Below are 17,089 nucleotides of genomic sequence, written 5' to 3' on the forward strand. Positions count from 1 at the left end.
GGCCCGGAGCGCGGATCTATGTCGAAATGTCCTGTGCCTCAGGTGTTGTCGGCATTGCTGCGCGGGAAGCCGCCGCCCTGCGGGAAGAGTGGGAAGACGACGTCGTCGAAGCTCTCGGCATCTCCGGCAGTCCGGTTCACGGTCGCGCCCCACACGTTGCCGTCGGGGGAGAGCTGCAACGCCCACGCGTGACCGCGCACGTTCTCCCGGACCACCTCAGGGTCGCCGGTGACCGCGCCGGTGTCGGGCGCCAGCCGTACGGCGACGGTCTTCTTGGAGTTGACCAGGTTGACCAACACCGTGCCCTCCAGTGCGGCGCACCCGGCGACGCCGGGACGGTCCGGCCACGTCCACACCGTGGACACCTTGGAATCCTTGGTGATCCGCTGCAGCCGATCTGCGCTGGGAGTGCGGTCGGTGACGTAGAGCGAGCCGTCCGACGCATCGACACACATGGCTCCGGCGGCGCCCAGGCCGCTGAGCGCCGTGGTGACCGGGGCCTGGTTGACCGTGGTGGGCTGCTCGATGCGCAGCACCTTGCCGGCCAGTGATGCGGGATCGGCGGCCAGTGCCGGATCGCCCGCATCGCCGGTCTGCACCAACAGGGTGGTCTTGCTGGTGAAGGTCAGCGACCCCATATTGCCGCCGGCGCCCTTGGGGATGCCGGTGAGAATCGGCTTCGGCACGTCGCCGTCGGCGATGCGGATCACCCGGTTGTCGGTCGGCGTGCTGACGTAGGCGTACATCAGCCGGTCCTGGCCGTAGGTCGGCGACAACACGATGTCCATCAGACCGCCGTCGCCGGACGGATCGACGGGGATCATCACTTTGACCTTCGGCTCGGCTTTCACCGACACCTGCTTGACCGCGCCGGTGAGCCGCTCGCCGACCAGCGCGGACTGGCTGTCGGGAAGCATGATCAAACCGCTGGTGCTGTCCAGGCAGCCCTGCATCACGCCCGTTGCCTTGCATTCCTTGGGGAACGGCTTGGCCGGCAGTGGCGGCGGTGGCGGCGGGGTCGTCGTCGGCCCCGGCTCCATCTTCGGTGCAGTGGTGAAAGGCTCGGACTGGGCCGCGTCGAATCGGGCACAGCCCGAACCGACCAGCATCGCGGCGCACAGAACGGCGGCCACCCCCGTCATCCGCCGGCGCGATTTCATGCCCGCCAGATTACGGATGCCTCGGCAGTGCGCGCCACGTCGGGACCGCGCGTCCTGCCCATAGCAGCCCGATACCAGGCAGAAGCGCCGGGGTAAATACCCGGATCGAACCGAACTTGCACTTACCCTGGCAGCTGTGACCAGTCACTCGCAGGACCCGCAAGCCTGGCAACGACCGGGTTACTCGGACGATTCCGCCAGGCCGGCCGGAGCCAGCCTGGTCGACCCGGAAGACGACCTGCCGTCGGCGACGTACGGCGGGGACTTCGAAACCACCGCGATTCCGCGCTACGACGCCAAATCGGGCGACCAGTCGGCATTCAGCCTGGTCTCCGACCCTGAACCGCTGCCATATGTGCAATCCGGCGGGCCCGCCCCGATGGGGCCCTTCGCGGCCGAGCCGGCCGAGATCGAGCGCGACGAGTTCGTCGACGACCGCGTCAAGGCTGCCGGGCGGCGGGGCACCCAGGACCTCGGACTATTGATCCTGCGTGTGGCTCTCGGCGGGCTGATGATCATCCACGGCCTGCAGAAGGCGTTCGGTTGGTGGGGCGGCCCGGGACTGGACGGGTTCAACACCTCACTGGGTGAGATGGGCTTCAAGAACACCGACATCCTGACCTACGCCGCCACCGGCGGCCAGATCGCGGCGGGTGTCCTGCTGGTTCTGGGGCTGTTCACGCCGATCGCGGCGGCAGGCGCACTGGCTTACCTGATCAACGGGGTGCTCGCCACGGCGATGGCCGCCCACGAGCAGGCCCGGCTCTCGGAAGTCATCACCGACGGCACCGAGTACCGGATGATCGTCGTCGTGGCCGCGGCCGCGATCATCCTGACCGGCCCGGGTCGCTACGGGTTCGACGCCGGCCGCGGCTGGGCCCGGCGGCCGTTCGTCGGATCATTCGTGGCACTGCTGCTCGGTGTGGCCGGCGGCATCGCCATCTGGGTGTTGCTCAACGGCGGTAACCCGCTCGGCTGATCGCGCGGATCCTCAGGCGTACGGATTCGGTACGCGGCCGCCGCTCACCTCGGTCAGCAACGGCAGTGTTGCGAAGGTCACGGCCGGCAGGCGCAGGCCGGTTCCGTCGTTCAGGTCGGCGATCGCCCAGGACGACCGGTCGAACCGCAGTCCCTTGATATCGCCCCACGCCACCGTGCGGCTGCGCGTGAGAGACCGCGCCGTGACGGTGTCGGCATCGGCGGTGGTGCGGTACCGGATGATGGCCGCCGACAACGCAACCGGGATCACCAGCAGCACCGAGAACAAGGTGGGATTGCTCAGCACCAGGGTCAGCAGGCCGAGCGTCAGGAAGCCGACTGCCAGGTGCGCCATGGGTGATATCCGGATGACGACAGGGGCGGTTGCCGATCGTGCGCTCACAGGTTCATCCTTGCACCACCGGGTTGGCAGGCCCGCCGGCCATCACCCGGTGCCGGCCCCCAGGTGAAGCAATTTGACCTTTAACCTGTACGACAGCTACCGTCAAGTGCTATGCAGACCCCCGGATTGCTCGTAGTAATTGGTTGGCGCGTTGATGCCGCGCTGGCCCTCTGCCGGGCATAGCAAACCGCATCGACGCGCCACCCTCGTACAGCTGCCGGCTGACGGGGGTTTTTTATTTGCCCACAAGCGCGCCGTAACCATTGAAAAATTGAAATTCCTGGACAGGAACGTGACGCAAACCGTGAAGAGGACATCGTGAGCGCACCGACAACGCGACCGCCGGCCCGGTCAGGAGCCGCGCCTGCCAATGGCGCAGCCAAGACCAAATCAGATTCGGGACAGCCCAAGCGGGTTGCACCGCAGCAGCTCACCGGCGCCCAGGCGGTCGTCCGGTCGCTGGAAGAGCTCGGCGTCGACATCGTCTTCGGGATCCCCGGCGGCGCCGTGCTGCCGGTCTACGACCCGCTGTTCGACTCGCAGAAGCTGCGCCACGTGCTGGTTCGGCACGAGCAGGGCGCCGGCCACGCGGCCAGCGGCTATGCCCACGCCACCGGCAAGGTCGGCGTGATGATGGCGACGTCGGGTCCCGGCGCAACCAACCTGATCACCCCGCTGGCCGACGCCCAGATGGACTCCATCCCGGTGGTGGCCATCACCGGGCAGGTGGGTCGCGCCCTGATCGGCACCGACGCCTTCCAGGAAGCCGATATCACCGGCATGACCATGCCCATCACCAAGCACAACTTCCTGGTGCGCAACGGTGACGACATCGCCCAGGTGATGGCCGAGGCCTTCCACATCGCCAGCTCGGGCCGTCCGGGCGCGGTGCTTGTCGACGTCCCCAAGGACATCCTGCAGGGCCAGTGCACCTTCTCCTGGCCGCCGCAGCTGGACCTGCCTGGCTACAAGCCGAACACCAAGCCGCACAGCCGTCAGGTGCGCGAGGCTGCCAAGCTGATCGCCGCGGCGCACAAGCCGGTGCTCTATGTCGGCGGCGGGGTCATCCGTGGTGAGGCCAGTGCCGAACTGCTCGAGCTGGCCGAGCTGACCGGCATCCCGGTCGTCACCACGCTCATGGCCCGCGGTGCGTTCCCGGACAGCCACCCGCAGCACCTGGGTATGCCGGGCATGCACGGCACCGTGGCCGCGGTGGGCGCATTGCAGAAGAGCGACCTGCTGATCGCCCTGGGCACCCGGTTCGACGACCGGGTCACCGGCCAGCTGTCCTCCTTCGCTCCCGAGGCGAAGGTGATCCACGCCGACATCGACCCCGCCGAGATCGGCAAGAACCGGCACGCCGACGTGCCGATCGTGGGTGACGTGAAAGCGGTCATCACCGATCTGATCGAGGTGCTGCGCCGCGACGGAACGACCAGCGCCGCACTGAAACTGGACGGCTGGTGGGAGTACCTGTCCGGCCTGAAGTCGACCTATCCGCTGAGCTACGGCCCGCAGAGCGACGGCAGCCTGAGCCCCGAGTACGTCATCGAGAAGCTGGGCCAGATCGCCGGACCCGAAGCGGTCTACGTGGCCGGGGTGGGTCAGCACCAGATGTGGGCCGCGCAGTTCGTCAAGTACGAGAACCCCAAGACGTGGCTGAACTCGGGCGGTCTGGGAACCATGGGCTTTGCCGTCCCGGCAGCCATGGGTGCCAAGTTCGCCCGCCCCGAGGCCGAGGTGTGGGCCATCGACGGCGACGGCTGCTTCCAGATGACCAATCAGGAGCTGGCCACCTGCGCCATCGAGGGGGCGCCGATCAAGGTGGCGTTGATCAACAACGGCAACCTGGGCATGGTGCGGCAGTGGCAGACGCTGTTCTACGACCAGCGCTACAGCCAGACCGACCTGGCCACGCACTCACGCCGGATTCCGGATTTCGTCAAGCTGGCCGAGGCGCTGGGCTGCGTCGGGCTGCGCTGCGAGCGGGCCGAGGACGTCGAGGACGTCATCAACCAGGCCCGGGCCATCAACGACCGCCCGGTGGTCATCGACTTCATCGTCGGTGCCGACGCGCAGGTGTGGCCGATGGTCGCCGCCGGTACCAGCAACGACGAGATCATGGCGGCCCGGGACATCCGGCCGCTGTTCGACGAAAACGACGACGAGGGGCATGCCTGATGAGCAACACCACCCCCACTCACACCCTGTCGGTGCTGGTCGAGGACAAGCCCGGCGTTCTCGCCCGGGTGGCGACGCTGTTCTCCCGTCGGGGCTACAACATCCAGTCCCTGGCGGTTGGTGCCACCGAGCAGAAGCACATGTCGCGGATGACGATCGTCGTCAGCGTCGAGGAATCGCCGCTGGAGCAGATCACCAAGCAGCTCAACAAGCTGATCAACGTGATCAAGATCGTCGAGCAGGAGGACGACAGCTCGGTCTCCCGCGAACTCGCCCTGATCAAGGTGCGCGCCGACGCGACCAACCGCGGCCAGGTCATCGAAGCGGTGAACCTGTTCCGCGCCAAGGTCGTTGATGTCTCGACCGAGTCGTTGACAGTGGAGGCGACCGGTACGGCGGAGAAGCTGGAGGCCCTGCTGCGGGTCCTTGAGCCCTACGGTATCCGCGAGATCGCACAGTCGGGCATGGTGTCGGTCTCGCGTGGACCACGTGGTATCAGCGCAGTGAAGTAAGCACGTCAAGTAGCGTTAAGCGGCTGTAGAGCTAGAAAGAGAAGGATAATTTCGCATGGCAGTTGAGATGTTTTACGACGCCGACGCGGACCTGTCGATCATCCAGGGTCGTAAGGTCGCCGTCATCGGCTACGGCAGCCAGGGACACGCGCATTCGCTGTCGCTGCGCGATTCGGGCGTGCAGGTCAAGGTCGGCCTGAAAGAGGGCTCGAAGTCCCGCGTCAAGGTCGAGGAGCAGGGTCTTGAGGTCGACACCCCGGCCGAGGTGGCCAAGTGGGCCGACGTGATCATGGTGCTCGCGCCCGACACCGCGCAGGCCGAGATCTTCAAGAACGACATCGAGCCCAACCTGGAGGACGGCAACGCGCTGTTCTTCGGCCACGGCCTCAACATCCACTTCGGCCTGATCAAGGCCCCGGCCAACGTCACCGTCGGCATGGTCGCCCCCAAGGGCCCCGGCCACCTGGTGCGTCGCCAGTTCGTCGACGGCAAGGGCGTGCCCTGCCTGATCGCCGTCGACCAGGACCCCAAGGGCGAGGGCCAGGCGCTGGCGCTGTCCTACGCCGCCGCGATCGGCGGTGCCCGCGCCGGTGTCATCAAGACCACCTTCAAGGAAGAGACCGAGACCGACCTGTTCGGTGAGCAGGCCGTGCTCTGCGGCGGCACCGAAGAGCTGGTCAAGGCCGGCTTCGAGGTCATGGTCGAGGCGGGCTACGCCCCGGAGATGGCCTACTTCGAGGTGCTGCACGAGCTCAAGCTCATCGTCGACCTGATGTACGAGGGTGGCATCGCCCGTATGAACTACTCGGTGAGCGACACCGCGGAGTTCGGCGGCTACCTGTCGGGCCCGCGGGTCATCGACGCCGACACCAAGAAGCGCATGAAGGACATCCTGACCGACATCCAGGACGGCACCTTCGTCAAGCGCCTGGTCGCCAACGTCGAGGGTGGCAACAAGGAGCTCGAGGCGCTGCGCAAGGCCAACGCCGAGCACCCGATCGAGGTCACCGGCAAGAAGCTGCGCGACCTGATGAGCTGGGTCGACCGGCCGATCACCGAAACGGCCTGATTTCACGTCGACTGGCCAGTTATTGCACGCGAGCATCGAAAATGCGTGCAGTAACTGGCCTTTCGCGTTCTAGATGATCGTGTAGCCGATCGCGGCCAGCGTGCGGGCCACGTCCCTGCCGTCGGCGCTACCAGGAAGCTTCGCGGTGCCGTCGATCTGTAGAGCTTCACCGACGACGCCGTAGAGTTCGGTGGACACCGGGTCGTCGGGCTCGGCCGGCTCGATCCGACCGTCCGGGTAGATGCACTGCGCCCGCATGGCCCACATTGTCTGTGCGGCCGCGACGACGTTGTAGCCACACAGCGGCGGGCTCACGTGATAGAGCTTCATGTCGCCGACCGCAATGATCTTCATGACCGGATCGGTATGTGGCACGGAACCCACCAACCGAGCGATGCCAGTGTTCACCGCTCAAATCTAAGCGCCGGCGCGGCGGGTGCAGCGCAGCAGTTTTCGTCAGAACAGCTAGCTGGCGCACCCGATCGGGGCCGGATCACCGTTTTCTTGGGCGTTCGCACACGCTTCCTTGAACCAGGCGCCTCCGGCGTTGCCGGTCGCGTATCCACCGCCGGCCGCGCCGCGTGCGTATCCACCGCCGGCATCGCCGGTCGCGTATCCGCCGCCGGCGTCACCGCGCGAGAACGCGCCGCCGGCGTGGTCGTTGGCGTAGCCGCCACCACCGGGATCGCCCGGAGCGGCGAGTGCGTATCCCGCCGGACCGAGCAGCCCTGCGAATGCCAGCGAAGCGGCTGCGGCGGCTCCACCCAGGACCATCCTCAGTCGCATTGCCTTGTGTTCCATCATGGCCACCCCCGGTCGTGATCTCACTCGTCGCGGCCGGGCCCAGCCGAGCCCGCGTGCGAGCGCTTGAACCGAGTCTACGTGACTCAGATCACACCTGACAATTATGCGGGCAAACCCGATTCGGTGCGGATGCCCACATCCGACCGCTGGTCAGCAAAGGCAAGGACGGTGCTGGTCTGGCTCGCGGCGTTGATTACGCGCCCAGTCGCGTAGCCACACTGACCACCCGGCGGGCCAGGTGATCCAGCGCGTCGTAGGTGGCGTCGTCGAATTCGCTGATGTTGTCGTGGTTGGCGATCAGGCTCGCGCCGTACGGGTTGCCGTCGACGAACTTGAGCGGGTCGGTGTAGCCGGGCGGCACGATGATCCCACCCCAGTGCATCAGCGTGACGTACAGCGTCAGCAGCGTGGTCTCCTGCCCGCCATGTGCGGTGTTGGTCGAGGTGAACCCGGCGTACACCTTGTCGGCGAGCTTGCCCTGTGACCACAGGCCGCCGAGCGAGTCCAGAAATGCGCGCAATTGCGAAGCGACGGAACCGAATCGCGTGGGGGAGCCGAAGATCACGGCATCCGCCCAAACGATGTCGTCACCGGTGGCGGTCGGAAGATCTTTGGTGGCCTCGTAATTGGCGGTCCAGGCGGGATTGTGGGCGAACGATTGCGGATCCTGGGTCTCGGCCACGTGGCGCAGGCGCACCTCGGCACCCGCGGATTCCGCGGTGGCGGTGACCCGCTGAGCCATCGTGGTGCCGTGGCCGGTTGCGGAGTAGTAGATGACGGCGACCTTCGGCGCAGAGTTGGTCATGGCGCCAGCTTAGGCAGATTCGTGATGCCGAATTCGCGTTTCAGTACGGTGCGCGCCGCGTAGAAGCCGGCCATCCCGTGCACGCCGCCGCCGGGCGGAGTCGCCGATGAACACAGGTACGCCTTGGGGATCGGTGTGGTCCAGGGATCGAAGCGCGGGGTGGGCCCCAGCAGCGCGCTGGCCATGTTGTTGCCGCCGACACCGATATCGCCGCCAACGAGGTTGGCGTTGTGTTCGTCCATCCGCGACGCGGGCACGCTGCGCACGGCGACCACCAGATCGCGAAAGCCCGGCGCGAACCGTTCGAAGATCCCGGTCACCGTCTCGGCCAAATCCCGCGTGGAGTTGTTGGGTACGTGGACGTAGGTCCACAGCGGGCGGCGGCCGGCGTCATCGACGCGCGACGGGTCGGCGATATGGGGGAGTGCGGCCAGCACCATGGGCCACTCGGCGTGACGGCCCGCCGCGATCTCGGACTCGGCCAATGCCATCTGCGCGCGGCTGCCGCCCAGATGCAGCGTCGGCGCCTCGGCCAGACGCGGGTCACGCCAAGGTATCTCGCCGCTCAGCACGAAATCGACCTTCGCGACCCCCGGGCCGTAGGCGTATCGGCTCAACGCGCGGGCGTAACGAGACGGCAGGGTCTTGCCGTAGATCGCCAACAGCGCGGTCGGGGCGGTGTCGTAGAGCACCACACCCGGCGGTGGCTCGGTGACCTCGTGCCCGAGGACCAGTTCGCCGCCGTGTGCGGTCAGATCGGCGATCAGCGCATCGGGGATGGCCTGGGATCCGCCGATCGGGATGGGCCAGCCCACCGCGTGTCCCAGCGTCGCCAGCATCAACCCGGCGCCTCCCGAAACCAGAGATGGCATGGTTGAAATCGTGTGTGCGGCAACACCGCTGAACAATGCCCGGGCGTCCTCGCCTTTGAGCGACCGCCACAACGGCGTGCCCTGGGCCAGGAGCCGGGGTGCGACGCGCGCCGCCGCGCCCAGCGACGGGGGTATCGACCGCTTGTCGCCGAGAATGAGGCCCACCACGCCGTCGCAGTCGGCGGACAGTGGCCCGAGCAGTCGTCGCCAGGAATCTCCGGAGTCCAACTCGGCGCAGGTTCGCTCGATGTCGCGGTAGCCGACCGCGGCGGGCCGGTCGGTCAGCGGGCTGGCATAGGAGATCTCGGGGACGGCCAGGCGCACCCCGCGGGCCGGCAGGTCGTAGGCGGCGAAGAACGGCGACGCCAGGGCCAGCGGGTGTACCGCCGAACAGATGTCGTGGCCGACGCCGGGAAATTCCGGATCGGGCAGGGTGCGGGCGCCGCCACCCGGGGTCGGCTGCGCTTCGATCACGCGTACCGACAATCCGGCTCGGGCGCAGATGACCGCGGCTGACAGGCCGTTGGGACCGCTGCCGACGATTGTGACGTCCACGCCCATCAGTACACCGCACGCGGTTCGGCTGTGGTAGGGCCCACACATTAGGCTGTCCGCGTGAGTCTTCCCGTTGTTTTGATTGCCGACAAGCTCGCGGAATCGACCGTCGCCGCCCTCGGCGACCAGGTAGAGGTCAGGTGGGTCGACGGTCCGGACCGCGAGAAGCTGCTCGCTGCCGTGCCGGAAGCCGACGCGCTTCTGGTGCGCTCCGCCACCACGGTGGACGCCGAGGTCATCGCCGCGGCCCCCAAACTCAAGATCGTCGCCCGCGCCGGTGTCGGCCTGGACAACGTCGACGTCGACGCCGCGACCGCCCGCGGGGTGCTCGTGGTCAACGCGCCGACCTCCAACATCCACAGCGCCGCCGAGCACGCCCTGGCCCTGCTGCTGTCCACGGCCCGGCAGATCCCCGCCGCTGACGCGACCCTGCGCGATCACACCTGGAAGCGGTCGTCGTTCTCGGGCGTCGAGATCTTCGACAAGACCGTCGGCGTCGTGGGCCTGGGCCGCATCGGGCAGCTGGTCGCCCAGCGCCTGGCCGCCTTCGGCGCGCACATCGTGGCGTACGACCCCTACGTCTCGCAGGCCCGCGCGGCCCAGCTCGGTATCGAGTTGCTGCCGCTTGACGAGCTGCTCGGCCGCGCCGACTTCATCTCGGTGCACCTGCCCAAGACCAAGGAGACCGCCGGCCTGCTCGGCAAGGAGAACCTGGCCAAGACCAAGCCGGGCGTCATCATCGTCAACGCCGCCCGCGGCGGTCTGATCGACGAGCAGGCCCTGGCCGACGCCATCACCAGCGGCCATGTGCGCGCCGCCGGCCTGGACGTCTTCTCGACCGAACCGTGCACCGACAGCCCGCTGTTCGAGCTGCCCCAGGTCGTGGTGACCCCGCACCTCGGTGCCTCGACCGCTGAGGCGCAGGACCGGGCCGGCACCGACGTGGCCGCCAGCGTGAAGCTGGCATTGGCCGGTGAGTTCGTGCCGGACGCCGTCAACGTCGGTGGCGGAGCCGTCGGCGAAGAGGTCGCGCCCTGGCTGGACCTGGTGCGCAAGCTCGGTCTGCTGGCCGGTGCCCTGTCCGATGCGGCCCCGGTGTCGCTGTCGGTGCAGGCGCGTGGCGAGCTGGCTTCCGAAGATGTTGAGATTCTGCGGTTGTCGGCGTTGCGGGGCCTGTTCTCCGCGGTGGTCGATGAGCAGGTGACGTTCGTCAACGCACCGACGCTGGCCGCCGACCGTGGGGTGGCGTCTGAGATCAGCACCGCCACCGAGAGCCCGAACCACCGCAGCGTGGTCGATGTGCGCGTCGTGCACGCCGACGGCAGCGCGGTGAACGTGGCGGGCACCTTGTCGGGGCCGCAGCTGGTCGAGAAGATCGTCCAGATCAACGGGCGCAACTTCGACCTGCGGGCCGAGGGCTACAACCTCATCGTGCATTACAACGATCAGCCGGGAGCGCTCGGCAAGATCGGCACCCTGCTCGGCGGGGCCGACGTCAACATCCTGGCCGCGCAGCTCAGCCAGGACGTCGACGGCGACAGCGCCATCGTGATGCTGCGGCTGGATACCGATGTGCCCGAGGATGTGCGTTCCGCGCTCGCCGCGGCGGTCGACGCCACGACGCTGGAAGTGGTCGACCTGTCATGAAACTCGCTGTAATCGCCGGTGACGGCATTGGTCCGGAGGTCATCGCCGAGGCGCTGAAGGTGCTCGACGCGGTGCTGCCCGGGGTGGAGCGGACCGAGTATGACCTCGGGGCGCGTCGCTACCACGCGACGGGGGAGACCCTGCCTGATGGCTTCGTCGAGGAGCTCAAGGGCTACGACGCAATCCTGTTGGGCGCCATCGGCGATCCCTCGGTGCCCAGTGGCGTGCTCGAGCGTGGCCTGCTGCTGAACATGCGGTTTGCGTTGGACCACCATGTGAACCTGAGGCCGTCGAGGTTGTTCGCCGGGGTTTCCAGCCCGCTGGCCGGCAACCCGGAGATCGACTTCGTTGTGGTGCGCGAGGGCACCGAAGGTCCCTACACCGGAACCGGTGGCGCGATCCGGGTGAACACCCCGCACGAGGTCGCCACCGAGGTGTCGACCAACACCCGGTTCGGTGTGGAGCGAGTGGTGCGTTACGCGTTCGAGAAGGCCCGCGCCCGGCGCAAGCACCTCACTCTGGTGCACAAGAACAACGTGCTGGCGTTTGCCGGCTCTCTGTGGAAGCGCACCGTCGACGAGATCGGTGCGGAGTACCCGGACGTCGAGACTGCGTACCAGCACATCGACGCCGCGACCATCCACATGGTCACCGACCCCGGCCGGTTCGACGTGATCGTCACCGACAACCTGTTCGGCGACATCATCACCGACCTGGCGGCCGCGGTGTCCGGCGGTATCGGCCTGGCCGCATCGGGCAATATCGATGCGACGGGCACCAACCCGTCGATGTTCGAGCCCGTGCACGGCAGTGCGCCCGACATCGCCGGCCAGGGGATCGCCGATCCGACGGCCGCGGTGATGAGCGTGGCGCTGCTGCTCACACACATCGGCGAGACCGATGCCGCGGCACGGGTCGACAAGGCCGTCGGCGAGCACCTGGCCACCCGCGGCGATGCGAAGCTGTCGACCAGCGAGGTCGGCGAGCGGATCCTGTCGCTGCTGTAGGCGTCGACGCTGCGCTGAGTCGGCGATGACCGCCCGGTTCGCCACACTCGAGCGGCAGTGCCTGCTGTTCGCAATCGGATCGTCGTTCTTCGCGCTCGCCACGGTGCCGGGATTTCCCGCCCTCGCCGGTGCGGGTGCGACGAATGCGCTGTGCTTCGTCGGCTCGTGGTTCTTCACCACGGCCGCGGGCATGCAGCTCGTGCTGGCCGGGCGCGGCCTCGGATGGTGGTCGGCGGCCACCCAATTCGCCGGGACGCTGCTGTTCAATCTCAGCACCGGAGTGGCCGTGTGGGCCCACGCCGTCCTGGCCGAGCGCCGGTTCGTCTGGGCACCCGATGCGACCGGATCGCTGGCCTTCCTGATCAGCGGCGTGCTGGCGGTGCTGGCGGTCGGCATGTGGTCACCGAAATCCGTTGACTGGCAGGCCGCGTGGATCAACCTGGCCGGATGCATGGCGTTCGGGGTGTCCGCGCTGGCGGCATTCGTCCGCAAGACCGGGGTGACCGTCGATGAGCGGCTGGCCAACTTCGGCACGTTCGTCGGCGCGCTGTGTTTTCTGGCGGCGGCCTTGCTGGTTCAGCCGCGCCTGTCGAAACGGGTCACCCGGGCATCGGATCGGCGCACCGCGGAATCACATCGGGAATGACGACTGCCCGACGAATCCGAAGTCCGCGACCAGGGCGTGCCCGCTGATGGTCGCCGCGGCGGGGGAGGCCAGGAACGTCAGGTAGCGCGCGATGTCGTCGGGCTCGTGGATCGGGTAGCGGTCGCCGAGGTCGGCGTCGTCGGACAAACCGATGTCGTTCTTGGGCATTCGGGTGTTGACCACGCTCGGGCACACGCAATTGACCCGGATGCCGTCGGCACGAAGATCGACGGCCATCGCGTTGACCATCATGATCAGCGCACCCTTCGATGCGCAGTAGGGCACATGCAGCGGCGAAGCGACCAGGGCGGAGTCGGAGGCGACGATGGTGACCGACGCCTTCGAGCTGAGTCGCAGGAACGGCAGCGCATGCTTGACCGGCAACCACTGGCCCTTCACGTTGATGTCGAACATCCGGTCCCACTCACCGGTGCTGATCTCGTCGATCGAGCGACCGTAGAGGCCGGAGACCCCGGCGCACAGCACCAGTGAATCGAGACTGCCGAGTTCGTGCGCGGTGGTCGCGATGGCATCGGCCACCGACTCCTCGTCGCTCACATCTGCTTCTACGGCAATCGCTTCGGCGCCGTGCGCGGTGAGTTCGGCGACGGTGGCCCGGGCTGACTCGATGTGGATATCGGCCACCGCGATGGCCGCACCTTCGGCCGCCAGGGCCAGTGCGGTGCAGCGGCCGATTCCCGTGCCGCCGCCGGTGACGAATGCGACGGAGTCGCGCAGGCCGATATCCATGGGTGTCCCTCTCAGAGTGTGTTCGGGTGGTCGAGGCCCTCGCGCCAGAACTGCACGCTCTCGCGTAGCTCGTCGAGGACGGCCGGGTCGGGATACTCGTTCGAATGGATGATCTCGAAGAACAGGTGGACATCACCGTTCCAGCCGGACAGCGTGGCCAGTGCCGCATCTCGGTCGACGGTGCCGGTGGCATTGGCCGCCGCGGTGAACGGGCCGTGGTGGTCCGCCCCGGCGGGTGACTGCTGCAGCTGCACCACCGGGGTGTTCAGCCACTTCTCGGCCAGCCAGGCCAGTGGGTCGGAGCTGGGTGTTCCGGGCGTCAGCGATGAGGGATGCCCGAGATCCAGGCACAGCCGCCAAGGTACGGCGGTGCCGGACAGTTCGGCCTCGATGGCGTGGGCCTCATCGATGCTGTGTCCGTATTCGCGTGTGACAGCGAGGTTTTCGAACTGCAGGTGATCGAGTCCGGCGTCGGCGGCGGTCTCGGCGAGTTCGCGCATCAGGTCCAGTTCGGTGGCGATGAGTGTTTGCGCCAGCGTGGGGTCGGCGGCAGCGGGCACTGACAGTGCACCGATATGCCCGCCGAGTCCGGTGGCACCGACGGCCGCGGTGAAGGCGATCATCTCCTGGTACCACTCGAATGCCGCGGCGCGGTCGGACGGGTCTTCGGAGAGCAGCAGCGGGGAGGAGTAGGCGGCCAGCCCGGTGAACACGCTGTGGATGCTGATGCCGAACTCGTCGACGGCGGCGCGAACCCGTTCGGCGTAGCGCCGGATCGCGTCCCTGCTCAGTCCGAACGGCACCAGGTCCAGGCTGAGCTGGACGCTGGACAGCCCGAAGTCCTCGACCACGATGCGGGCCCAGTCCTGCGGTTGGGGCCAGCGTTTGACGGCGAAGCAGGTGTTGATCCCGAGGACGAGGTTGGGTTCGTCGGCGGAAGTGGTTGTCATCTCAGTTGATTCGCTTTCCGGTCGAATGATCGAAGAAGTGTGCGGCGTCGGGCCTGACCTGCAAGCTGACCGGAGCCCCTGGGGTGACCCCGCTGAGCCGGCTGACCTCGGCCACCGCCGTCAGTTCCACCTCGCCGGTAGCGACGGTGACAATGGCGCGCGGCCCCAGCAGTTCGACCAGAGTCACGGTGGCGGTGGCCTCCGCTGCGGGGGTGAGCAGCAGATCGTCGGGCCGTACGCCGAGCGTGACGGGGCCGTCGCTCGGCGCGGTGAGGTCGAGCTGCAACCCGGATTCGGTTCGGAATCCGCCGGTTTCGTTCTTCCCAGGGATCAGGTTCATCTTCGGTGACCCGACGAAGGTGGCGACAAAGGTGTCCGCCGGTTTCGAGTAGACCTCCAGCGGGGTGCCGGTCTGGGCCACACTGCCTTCCCGCATCACCACCATGCGGTCCGACAACGTCATGGCCTCCTCCTGGTCATGGGTGACGTAGAAGGAAGTGATACCCAGCCGGCGCTGGATGTGCAGCAGCTCGGTGCGGGTTTCCACCCGCAGTTTGGCGTCCAGGTTGCTCAGCGGCTCGTCGAACAGGAACACCGAGGGTTCCCGGACGATGGCACGGGCGATCGCGACGCGCTGCTGCTGACCGCCGCTGAGATCTTTGGGCCGCCGGTTGAGCAGGCTGCCGAGCCCGATCGACTCGGCTACCTCGGTGGCCCTCCGGTGTGCCTCGGCCTTCTTGACCTTCTTGGCCCGCAACGGGAAGGCGATGTTGTTCAGCACGTTCAGATGCGGGTACAGCGCATAGTTCTGGAACACCATCGCGATGTCGCGGTCCCTGGTGTCGACGTGCGTGACGTTGCGCTCGCCGATGAAGATGTCGCCGGAAGTGATGGGTTCCAGGCCGGCCAGCATGCGCAGGGACGTGGACTTCCCGCACCCGGACGGCCCCACCAGCACCGTCATCGAACCGTCGGGCAGGTCGAGGCTGAGATTGTCGACGATGCGGTGCTGACCGTAGTCCTTGCACACATCGCGGAATGTGATAGTTGCCATGTGATCTCCAAAAATTGCCGAGGCGGCTAGAACTTGACGGCTCCGCCGCCCATGCCTTGGATCAGGCGTCGCTGCACGAAGAATGCCGCGATGATGACGGGAACGATCGAGATGATGATGGCGGCGCTCATCGAGCCGAGGTCGACGCCGCGGAACGTGTTGAACGATGAGATGGCCACCGGCAGAAGCTGATTGTTGTTCGGCGCCAGGATGAGTCCGTAGAACATGTCGTTCCAGGACAGGATGAAGCCGAAGATCGCCGAGGCGCCGATGCCCGGATAGACCTGCGGGATCATCACTTTGCGGAACGCGGCGAACCGGGTGAGTCCGTCGACGAGGGCCTGTTCCTCCAAGGACCGGGGAACCGCTTCCCAGAGCCCGATCAGGAACCACGTGACGAACGGCAGCACGAAGCTGATGTGGGCGAAGATGACGGGGATCAGGGTTCCGCTCAGATTCATCGCGTACCCGGCGGTGAGGAAGGGGAACACCAGAACCGCAGGCGGCAGCACCTGGGCGGCGAGCATGCCGAATCTGGTTGCCGAACCACCGGTCTTGTAGCGGCTGATGGAGTAGGCGGCCATGCTGCCCACGGTGATGCTGATGCCCACCGTCACGAATGCGACGATGGCGCTGCGGACGACGGCGCTGACGATCGTGCTGTCGAGCACGTGTTTCCAGTTGTCCATCGACGGTGAGAACGCGATGAGCCACGGATCGTTGAGTTGTCCGGGCGTCTTGAAGCTGGCGAGCGCGATCCAGGCCAGTGGCAGGACGACGATCGCGACACCGGCGAGGAGGAACCCGATCCGAAGCGCGCTGAAGGACTTGCGCCGTAGGTCACTCATGCTGCGGACTTCTCCATTCGGCGGTACACGACGACGATGACGGCCAGCACGAACGCCAGCACGAGGCACGCCATGGCGCTCGCCTCACCGAGCCGGAAGAACTGAATCCCCGTCTGGTACATCAGATACTGGATGGTCTCCGTCTCGGTGCCCGGGCCGCCTCGCGTCGTGGCGTAGACGTACTCGAAGACTTTCAGCGCATCGAGTGCGCGCAGCATGACCGCGACGGTCAGCACCGGAGACAGCAGCGGCAGGGTGACCCGGAACAGGGTGTACAGCCCGCTGGCCCCGTCGACCTTGGCGGCTTCGAGCGGCTGTTTGGGCAGCGACTCCAGCCCGGCGACCAAGAGCAGAACGAGAAATGGTGTCCACTGCCAGACATCGATGGCGATCAGGGTGAACAGTGCCGAGCCGGAGCCGAAGAAGTCGTGGTCGATGCCGATCTTGTGCAATGCGTTGGGTATCACCCCGAGCTGGCTGTTGAGCAGGAACCGGAACACCAGCGCCACGGCGATCGGGGTGATGAACATCGGGATCAGCAGAACCGACCGGGTGAGATCTTTCATCCAGCGCTGCCGCTGCAGTGCCAGCGCGATCAGCAGTGCGAGGACGAGCTCGGCGACCACCGCGATCACCACATACGTCGCGGTGACGCCCAGCGAGCCGATGAACTTCCCGTGAAAAGCCTTGGTGTAGTTGTCGATTCCGGTGAACTGCGCCGGGCGCTGTGAGGTCAGCTTCTTGTCGACGAAGCTGAGGTACACGGCGTACACCAACGGGAAGCCGATGGCAACGGCGAATACCGTTGCGAACGGCGCCATCATGCCGTAGCGGAACTTTCTCATTGT

18 protein-coding genes are annotated in these 17,089 nt (G+C 66.9%); 7 read left to right on the plus strand and 11 right to left on the minus strand.

Translation table 11 applies throughout. The features are described from left to right. Nucleotides 1–38 precede the first annotated feature (38 nt). A complete protein-coding gene (locus EH231_RS01565; RefSeq protein ID WP_164480728.1) occupies nucleotides 39–1,160 on the minus strand; it encodes a PQQ-dependent sugar dehydrogenase in 1,122 nt (373 codons plus the stop codon). A 136-nt stretch (nucleotides 1,161–1,296) separates the two neighbouring features. Between EH231_RS01565 and EH231_RS01570 the strand changes: the two genes are divergently transcribed. Further along, on the plus strand, nucleotides 1,297–2,139 hold the full coding sequence (locus EH231_RS01570; RefSeq protein WP_090425005.1) for a DoxX family protein: 843 nt from the start codon (nucleotides 1,297–1,299) through the stop codon (nucleotides 2,137–2,139). Nucleotides 2,140–2,151: 12 nt separating this feature from the next. On the opposite strand, the gene EH231_RS01575 is transcribed toward EH231_RS01570, so the two are convergent. After that, nucleotides 2,152–2,493 carry a PH domain-containing protein gene (locus tag EH231_RS01575; protein ID WP_090425006.1) on the minus strand — a complete coding sequence of 114 codons (342 nt, stop codon included), beginning with the start codon at nucleotides 2,491–2,493 and terminating at the stop codon, nucleotides 2,152–2,154. 366 nt (nucleotides 2,494–2,859) lie between these two features. Here EH231_RS01575 and EH231_RS01580 point away from each other — a divergent pair, with 366 nt between their 5' ends. The 3 genes from EH231_RS01580 to ilvC are packed head-to-tail and all read left to right on the plus strand — an operon-like array spanning nucleotide 2,860 to nucleotide 6,303. Further along, nucleotides 2,860–4,722: an acetolactate synthase large subunit gene (locus EH231_RS01580; protein WP_124711753.1), complete on the plus strand. Its 1,863-nt coding sequence runs from the start codon at nucleotides 2,860–2,862 to the stop codon at nucleotides 4,720–4,722. Next, complete coding sequence (gene ilvN / locus EH231_RS01585) at nucleotides 4,722–5,234, plus strand: acetolactate synthase small subunit (protein ID WP_044517446.1); 513 nt, start codon at nucleotides 4,722–4,724, stop codon at nucleotides 5,232–5,234. Before EH231_RS01580 ends, ilvN begins: the two co-directional genes overlap by 1 nt. Before the next feature lie 55 nt (nucleotides 5,235–5,289). Continuing rightward, nucleotides 5,290–6,303: a ketol-acid reductoisomerase gene (gene ilvC / locus EH231_RS01590; RefSeq protein ID WP_036439400.1), complete on the plus strand. Its 1,014-nt coding sequence runs from the start codon at nucleotides 5,290–5,292 to the stop codon at nucleotides 6,301–6,303. A 69-nt stretch (nucleotides 6,304–6,372) separates the two neighbouring features. On the opposite strand, the gene EH231_RS01595 is transcribed toward ilvC, so the two are convergent. The 4 genes from EH231_RS01595 to EH231_RS01610 form a co-directional block, all read right to left on the minus strand. Further along, on the minus strand, nucleotides 6,373–6,657 hold the full coding sequence (locus EH231_RS01595) for a hypothetical protein (protein ID WP_234939884.1): 285 nt from the start codon (nucleotides 6,655–6,657) through the stop codon (nucleotides 6,373–6,375). Nucleotides 6,658–6,768: 111 nt separating this feature from the next. Continuing rightward, entirely contained in the window at nucleotides 6,769–7,104 is a 336-nt protein-coding gene (locus EH231_RS01600) for a hypothetical protein (RefSeq protein WP_124711755.1), read from the minus strand. Nucleotides 7,105–7,300: 196 nt separating this feature from the next. Continuing rightward, on the minus strand, nucleotides 7,301–7,912 hold the full coding sequence (wrbA, locus tag EH231_RS01605) for an NAD(P)H:quinone oxidoreductase (protein WP_090425008.1): 612 nt from the start codon (nucleotides 7,910–7,912) through the stop codon (nucleotides 7,301–7,303). After that, nucleotides 7,909–9,339 (minus strand): phytoene desaturase family protein, encoded by a 1,431-nt coding sequence (locus EH231_RS01610; protein WP_090426010.1) that lies wholly within the window; start codon nucleotides 9,337–9,339, stop codon nucleotides 7,909–7,911. The genes wrbA and EH231_RS01610 overlap by 4 nt, the downstream gene beginning before the upstream one ends. A 60-nt stretch (nucleotides 9,340–9,399) precedes the next feature. On the opposite strand from EH231_RS01610, the gene serA reads away from it, so the two are divergent. The 3 genes from serA to EH231_RS01625 are packed head-to-tail and all read left to right on the plus strand — an operon-like array spanning nucleotide 9,400 to nucleotide 12,639. After that, nucleotides 9,400–10,986 (plus strand): phosphoglycerate dehydrogenase, encoded by a 1,587-nt coding sequence (gene serA / locus EH231_RS01615; RefSeq protein WP_090425009.1) that lies wholly within the window; start codon nucleotides 9,400–9,402, stop codon nucleotides 10,984–10,986. Continuing rightward, complete coding sequence (locus EH231_RS01620) at nucleotides 10,983–11,993, plus strand: 3-isopropylmalate dehydrogenase (protein WP_090425010.1); 1,011 nt, start codon at nucleotides 10,983–10,985, stop codon at nucleotides 11,991–11,993. Before serA ends, EH231_RS01620 begins: the two co-directional genes overlap by 4 nt. A 25-nt stretch (nucleotides 11,994–12,018) precedes the next feature. Next, on the plus strand, nucleotides 12,019–12,639 hold the full coding sequence (locus EH231_RS01625; protein ID WP_124711756.1) for a hypothetical protein: 621 nt from the start codon (nucleotides 12,019–12,021) through the stop codon (nucleotides 12,637–12,639). On the opposite strand, the gene EH231_RS01630 is transcribed toward EH231_RS01625, so the two are convergent. The 5 genes from EH231_RS01630 to EH231_RS01650 are packed head-to-tail and all read right to left on the minus strand — an operon-like array spanning nucleotide 12,625 to nucleotide 17,086. Continuing rightward, nucleotides 12,625–13,389 (minus strand): SDR family NAD(P)-dependent oxidoreductase, encoded by a 765-nt coding sequence (locus EH231_RS01630; protein ID WP_124711757.1) that lies wholly within the window; start codon nucleotides 13,387–13,389, stop codon nucleotides 12,625–12,627. The genes EH231_RS01625 and EH231_RS01630 overlap by 15 nt on opposite strands. 11 nt (nucleotides 13,390–13,400) lie before the next feature. Further along, the gene (locus tag EH231_RS01635; RefSeq protein ID WP_124711758.1) at nucleotides 13,401–14,339 is read right to left on the minus strand and encodes a sugar phosphate isomerase/epimerase family protein; all 939 of its coding nucleotides are present in this window, start codon (nucleotides 14,337–14,339) and stop codon (nucleotides 13,401–13,403) included. Nucleotide 14,340: 1 nt separating this feature from the next. Continuing rightward, entirely contained in the window at nucleotides 14,341–15,393 is a 1,053-nt protein-coding gene (locus EH231_RS01640; protein WP_090425014.1) for an ABC transporter ATP-binding protein, read from the minus strand. 26 nt (nucleotides 15,394–15,419) lie between these two features. Next, nucleotides 15,420–16,241 carry a carbohydrate ABC transporter permease gene (locus tag EH231_RS01645; RefSeq protein WP_090425015.1) on the minus strand — a complete coding sequence of 274 codons (822 nt, stop codon included), beginning with the start codon at nucleotides 16,239–16,241 and terminating at the stop codon, nucleotides 15,420–15,422. Beyond that, on the minus strand, nucleotides 16,238–17,086 hold the full coding sequence (locus EH231_RS01650; protein ID WP_164480731.1) for a carbohydrate ABC transporter permease: 849 nt from the start codon (nucleotides 17,084–17,086) through the stop codon (nucleotides 16,238–16,240). The genes EH231_RS01645 and EH231_RS01650 overlap by 4 nt, the downstream gene beginning before the upstream one ends. Between the last annotated feature and the right edge of the window lie 3 nt (nucleotides 17,087–17,089).

It is taken from the genome of Mycolicibacterium nivoides (assembly GCF_003855255.1).
Lineage (GTDB): Bacteria > Actinomycetota > Actinomycetes > Mycobacteriales > Mycobacteriaceae > Mycobacterium > Mycobacterium nivoides.

Coding starts and splice junctions, on each gene's coding strand:
- EH231_RS01565 (WP_164480728.1), bottom strand. CDS start 1,160: ATGAAATCGCGCCGGCGGATGACGGGGGTGGCCGCCGTTCTGTGCGCC.
- EH231_RS01575 (WP_090425006.1), bottom strand. CDS start 2,493: ATGGCGCACCTGGCAGTCGGCTTCCTGACGCTCGGCCTGCTGACCCTG.
- ilvN (WP_044517446.1), top strand. CDS start 4,722: ATGAGCAACACCACCCCCACTCACACCCTGTCGGTGCTGGTCGAGGAC.
- ilvC (WP_036439400.1), top strand. CDS start 5,290: ATGGCAGTTGAGATGTTTTACGACGCCGACGCGGACCTGTCGATCATC.
- EH231_RS01595 (WP_234939884.1), bottom strand. CDS start 6,657: ATGAAGATCATTGCGGTCGGCGACATGAAGCTCTATCACGTGAGCCCG.
- EH231_RS01600 (WP_124711755.1), bottom strand. CDS start 7,104: ATGGAACACAAGGCAATGCGACTGAGGATGGTCCTGGGTGGAGCCGCC.
- wrbA (WP_090425008.1), bottom strand. CDS start 7,912: ATGACCAACTCTGCGCCGAAGGTCGCCGTCATCTACTACTCCGCAACC.
- EH231_RS01620 (WP_090425010.1), top strand. CDS start 10,983: ATGAAACTCGCTGTAATCGCCGGTGACGGCATTGGTCCGGAGGTCATC.
- EH231_RS01625 (WP_124711756.1), top strand. CDS start 12,019: ATGACCGCCCGGTTCGCCACACTCGAGCGGCAGTGCCTGCTGTTCGCA.
- EH231_RS01630 (WP_124711757.1), bottom strand. CDS start 13,389: ATGGATATCGGCCTGCGCGACTCCGTCGCATTCGTCACCGGCGGCGGC.
- EH231_RS01635 (WP_124711758.1), bottom strand. CDS start 14,339: ATGACAACCACTTCCGCCGACGAACCCAACCTCGTCCTCGGGATCAAC.
- EH231_RS01640 (WP_090425014.1), bottom strand. CDS start 15,393: ATGGCAACTATCACATTCCGCGATGTGTGCAAGGACTACGGTCAGCAC.
- EH231_RS01645 (WP_090425015.1), bottom strand. CDS start 16,241: ATGAGTGACCTACGGCGCAAGTCCTTCAGCGCGCTTCGGATCGGGTTC.
- EH231_RS01650 (WP_164480731.1), bottom strand. CDS start 17,086: ATGAGAAAGTTCCGCTACGGCATGATGGCGCCGTTCGCAACGGTATTC.